Below are 5,319 nucleotides of genomic sequence, written 5' to 3' on the forward strand. Positions count from 1 at the left end.
CAGGCGTTGCCGAGGAGGCGCGTCAGGGTGATCTCGATGACGGAGCGGTCCGGGTTGGGCCGCGGGACACGTCCGTAGCGCTCCGCGTACCGCCGGACCGCCTCCGCGATCTCCTCCTCGTCGGTGAGCAGCCGGGCGCGGCCCTCCAGCGTGGCCCAGCGGCGGCCCTCGAACTGGCAGAGGGCTACCGGGGCGCCGCCGGGACCCGCGGCGAGGACGTTGCGGGCCTTGCGGCTGTTGCGGTTGGTGGTGACGCGGGCGAGCCCGGCGGGGTGGTCGAGCGTGGCGCCGACGGCGACGACGTGCGGGGTGCCGTCGAGGCGGAGCGTGGTGAGCGTGCAGACGTGGCGCTCGCGCCAGAACTCCAGGTAGGAGGCGGGCGGAGCGGTGAGCGGGACGGGCATGGGGGGAGAGTAGCGGCGCGTGGGGCGCGCGAGGCGGCGGCGGGGGGTGTCCCGGCGCCGTGGGCGCCCGTACGGCGGCGGCTCGCGGGCACGCCTCGGCGTCCGCCGGGCGTCCGCGCCTCCGCGCCGGGCACCACCCACCTCGTGCCACCCCACTCCTGACAGCCGTCCCCGCGCATCCCCGCCCGCGCAAGCCTCGCCCCCGGCCCGCCCCCTTCGAACGTCAGCGCGACGATTCGGCGATTCCCTCGAAAGAGTGCGCGAAGATTGCTCGCTCCACTTCCTTGAGTGGAATAGACTCAACTTCATCGAGGCTGTAAGGAGCATCGAGAAGCTGTCGGAATGCGCGCCCGGCTGCGGGAGCAGCCGGGGCGGTCGTCGTGGCGAGGAGGACGAACGCGGTGGACGTGGAACTGACGAACAGGAGCCGGGAGGCGATCCAGGCGGCCGGGGAGCGGGCCGTGGCCGGGGGACACCCCGACCTGACGCCCGCCCACCTGCTCCTCGCGCTCCTGGCGGGCCAGGACAACGAGAACGTGACGGACCTCCTGGCCGCCGTCGGCGCGGACCAGTTGGCGGTGCGGGCCGGGGCGGAGCGGCTGCTCGGCGCGCTGCCCAGCGTCTCGGGCTCCACGGTCGCGCCGCCGCAGCCCGATCGTGAGACGCTCGCCGCCGTGCAGGATGCCGGGGCCCGCGCGAGGGAGCTCGGTGACGAGTACCTCTCGACGGAGCACCTGCTCCTCGGCATCGCCGCGAAGGGCGGGCAGACGGGGGAGGTGCTGGCGGGGCAGGGCGCCAGTGCCGGGAAGCTTCAGCAAGCGTTTCAGGAGTCCAGGGGAGGACGCCGGGTGACCACTCCCGATCCCGAGGGGCAGTACAAGGCCCTGGAGAAGTTCGGCACCGATTTCACCGAGGCCGCCCGCGAGGGCCGGCTCGACCCGGTGATCGGCAGGGACCAGGAGATCCGCCGGGTCGTCCAGGTCCTCTCGCGCCGTACGAAGAACAATCCGGTGCTCATCGGTGAGCCCGGCGTCGGCAAGACCGCCGTCGTCGAGGGCCTCGCCCAGCGCATCGTCAAGGGCGACGTGCCCGAATCGCTCAAGGACAAGCGGCTCGTCTCGCTCGACCTCGGCGCGATGCTCGCGGGCGCCAAGTACCGGGGCGAGTTCGAGGAACGCCTCAAGACCGTGCTCAACGAGATCAAGGAGAGCGACGGGCAGGTCATCACCTTCATCGACGAGCTGCACACCGTCGTGGGAGCGGGCGCGGGCGGCGACTCGGCGATGGACGCCGGGAACATGCTGAAGCCGATGCTCGCGCGCGGCGAGCTGCGCATGGTCGGCGCGACGACGCTCGACGAGTACCGCGAGCGGATCGAGAAGGACCCGGCCCTGGAGCGCCGCTTCCAGCAGGTCCTGGTCGCCGAGCCGACCGTCGAGGACACGGTGGCGATTCTGCGCGGCCTCAAGGGCCGGTACGAGGCGCACCACAAGGTCCAGATCAACGACAGCGCCCTCGTCGCCGCCGCGACCCTCTCCGACCGGTACATCACCTCGCGGTTCCTCCCGGACAAGGCGATCGACCTCGTGGACGAGGCCGCCTCCCGGCTGCGCATGGAGATCGACTCCTCGCCCGTCGAGATCGACGAGCTCCAGCGCGCCGTGGACCGGCTGCGCATGGAGGAGCTGGCGCTGCGCTCGGAGACCGACCCGGCCTCCGTGCAGCGCCTGGAGAAGCTGCACAAGGACCTCGCCGACCGCGAGGAGGAGCTGCGCGGGCTCACCGCGCGCTGGGAGAAGGAGAAGCGGTCCCTCAACCGGGTCGGTGAGCTCAAGGAGAAGCTCGACGAACTGCGCGGGCAGGCCGAGCGCGCCCAGCGCGACGGCGACTTCGACACCGCCTCCCAGCTCCTCTACGGCGAGATCCCGGCGCTGGAACGCGACCTGGAGGAGGCGAGCCGCGCCGAGGAGGAGGCCGCCAGAGACACCATGGTCAAGGAGGAGGTCGGCCCCGACGACATCGCGGACGTCGTCGGCTCCTGGACCGGCATCCCGGCCGGCCGGCTCCTGGAGGGCGAGACGCGCAAGCTGCTGCGCATGGAGGAGGAGCTGGGGCGGCGGCTCATCGGCCAGAAGGAGGCCGTCGCCGCCGTGTCGGACGCGGTGCGCAGGACGCGCGCCGGGATCGCCGACCCCGACCGGCCCACCGGCTCGTTCCTCTTCCTCGGCCCCACCGGGGTCGGCAAGACCGAGCTGGCCAAGGCACTCGCGGACTTCCTCTTCGACGACGAGCGGGCCATGGTCCGCATCGACATGAGCGAGTACGGCGAGAAGCACTCCGTCGCGCGCCTCGTCGGCGCCCCGCCCGGATACGTCGGCTACGAGGAGGGCGGGCAGCTCACCGAGGCGGTGCGCCGCCGCCCGTACAGCGTCGTGCTCCTGGACGAGGTCGAGAAGGCGCACCCGGAGGTCTTCGACGTGCTCCTCCAGGTGCTGGACGACGGCCGCCTCACCGACGGCCAGGGCCGCACGGTCGACTTCCGCAACACGATCCTCGTGCTCACCTCGAACCTGGGCAGCCAGTTCCTGATGGACCCGCTGACGCCGGACGAGCAGAAGCGGGAGCAGGTCCTGGAGGTCGTCCGGGCCTCCTTCAAGCCGGAGTTCCTGAACCGGCTGGACGACGTAGTCGTCTTCTCCGCGCTCGACGCGGAGGAGCTGGCGCACATCGCGCGGCTCCAGGTGGACCGGCTCGCGAAGCGGCTCGCCGAGCGCAGGCTCCGCCTCGACGTCACCCCCGACGCCCTCGCCTGGCTCGCCTCCGAGGGCAATGACCCGGCGTACGGGGCGCGCCCGCTGCGCCGCCTCATCCAGACCGCGATCGGTGACCGGCTCGCCCGTTCGATCCTCGCGGGCGAGATCGAGGACGGCGACACGGTCCGCGTCGAGCGCTTCGGTGACGAACTCCTCGTGAGCCCGGTGACCGAGCCGGTGGCGGAGCAGGCGGAGGGATCAGCGAAAACGCTCTGACCTGCGCGGAAAGGCGTGACTGGGGGCCCGGGGGATTGGCCCGGGCCCCGGCGGGCACCCGGGCGGGGGACGCCCGGGGAGCCGGTCGCCCCTGCCCCGCGGGCGACCGCCGTCCGTCCCCCGGTCCGCCCCCGCCCCGCCCGCCGGGCGAGGGCTTGCCAGCCCCCACCGCACATGGGGGAGGATGGCCCCCATCCGTACGAAGGGAAATACACGGTGAGCATCGACCCGTCCTCCATTCCGAACTTCGGGGGCAACCAGCCAGAGCCCCAAGGACCGGCGGGCCCCGTCGTCCCCGACCAGGATTTGGTGAAGCAGCTCCTCGAACAGATGGAGCTCAAGTACGTCGTGGACGACGAGGGCGACCTCGCCGCCCCGTGGGAGGAATTCCGCACGTACTTCATGTTCCGCGGCGAGAACGAGCAGCAGGTCTTCTCGGTCCGCACGTTCTACGACCGCGAGCACCGCATCGAGGACAAGCCGCAGCTCCTCGAAGCCATCGACGACTGGAACCGCCGCACCCTGTGGCCGAAGGTCTACACGCACACCCACGACGACGGCTCGGTCCGTCTCATCGGTGAGGCGCAGATGCTCATCGGCACGGGCGTGAGCCTGGAGCACTTCGTCTCCTCGACCGTCAGCTGGGTGCGCGCCGCGATCGAGTTCGACCGCTGGCTGGTCGAGCAGCTCGGCCTGGAGCAGGACATCGCCGAGGGCGGCGAGGAGAAGCCGGGCGAGGACGAGGGCTGAGCCCTCCGCGTCCTTCCGGGGCCTTGGTGCCCCGCGCGGCCCGCCCGGTCACAGCGCCGTGGGCGCCGCTGCGACGAGATAGGCCCCGTAGAGCAGGGCCGGCCCGGCCAGGGAAGCGAGCACGAGCAGCGCGCGCCCCGGCCGGGCCGACAGCCCCGCCACGAGGCGGTCGGCGAGCGGGACGAGCAGCGGGAAGGCCGGCAGCAGGAAGCGCGGCTTGCAGGTCAGATAGGCGGAGCCGCCGACCGAGATGAGGAGCAGCACTCCCGCGTACACGAGCAGCGCCCCCGGCAGCGGGCGCCGCCGCTCGGCGAGGAGCAGGGCGTAGAGCAGTAGCGCCCCCGAGACGAGCAGGACGGCGACGATCCGCTCCGGGCGGTTCACACCGATCTCGATGTGGTCGGTGTAGCGCAGCATCGCGAGCCCGAAGTCGAAGGTGGAGCCCCAGTCGCGCTGCACGGCGAAGTACCCGCCGAGCACGTCGCCCCGCTCCCACCCCACGTACAGCACGTAGCCGAACCAGCCGAGCGGCGCGAGCGCCATGCCCGCCAGGACGCGCGGCGCGGGGAGCGCGCGGGTCGTCCGGGCGAGCCACAGCCCGGCGAGGATCACGGCCGCCGCGAGGGCCGCGCCGTTCGGGCGCGCGAGCCCCGCGAGCGCGGCGCACGTGCCCGCCCACACCCACCGTCCGTCGAGCAGCGCCCACAGCCCCCAGGCCGCGCAGGCGGTGAGCAGCGACTCGCTGTACGGCACGGAGAGCACGGCCGCGTGCGGCAGCAGCGCCCAGAGCAGCACCAGGACGGTCGCGGTGCGGTGGTCGCGCAGCCGTTCCACGACGGTGTGGATGCCCCAGGCGGCGAGCAGCGCGGAGCACCAGGAGACGAGGAGCGCGAGGACGGGCACGGAGAGGGGCAGGATGAGGCGCAGCAGCCCCACGAGCCCCGGGTAGAGCGGGAAGAAGGCGATGTCGCGGTAGTGCAGGCTCGGCAGCCTGCCGTGCCGGGCGAAGCCGTAGCCGTGGGCGGCGATGTGCTCGTACCACTGCGCGTCCCAGGGCCGCAGCAGCCGCTCGTAGGGGGAGCCGCCGAACATCATCGAGCCGAGCAGGACGAGGAGGGTGCCCGTGAGCCGGATCG

At 72.7% G+C, this 5,319-nt stretch carries 4 protein-coding genes; 2 read left to right on the forward strand and 2 right to left on the reverse strand.

Annotated features, from left to right (window positions below; all coding sequences use genetic code 11):
* Nucleotides 1-404: pyridoxamine 5'-phosphate oxidase family protein (locus tag SSBG_RS15450; RefSeq protein WP_008747035.1), on the reverse strand; the 404-nt coding region annotated here is incomplete at its 3' end.
* 401 nt (nt 405-805) lie between these two features.
* On the opposite strand from SSBG_RS15450, the gene clpB reads away from it, so the two are divergent.
* Complete coding sequence (clpB, locus tag SSBG_RS15455; RefSeq protein ID WP_037869851.1) at nt 806-3,433, forward strand: ATP-dependent chaperone ClpB; 2,628 nt, start codon at nt 806-808, stop codon at nt 3,431-3,433.
* Nucleotides 3,434-3,649: 216 nt separating this feature from the next.
* Nucleotides 3,650-4,183, forward strand: a complete 534-nt coding sequence (locus SSBG_RS15460; protein WP_008747037.1) for a YbjN domain-containing protein — start codon at nt 3,650-3,652, stop codon at nt 4,181-4,183.
* 48 nt (nt 4,184-4,231) lie between these two features.
* On the opposite strand, the gene SSBG_RS15465 is transcribed toward SSBG_RS15460, so the two are convergent.
* On the reverse strand, nt 4,232-5,319 hold a 1,088-nt coding region (locus tag SSBG_RS15465), incomplete at its 5' end, for a mannosyltransferase family protein (RefSeq protein ID WP_037869852.1).

Source organism: Streptomyces sp. SPB074, from assembly GCF_000154905.1.
In the GTDB taxonomy this organism is placed as follows: domain Bacteria; phylum Actinomycetota; class Actinomycetes; order Streptomycetales; family Streptomycetaceae; genus Streptomyces.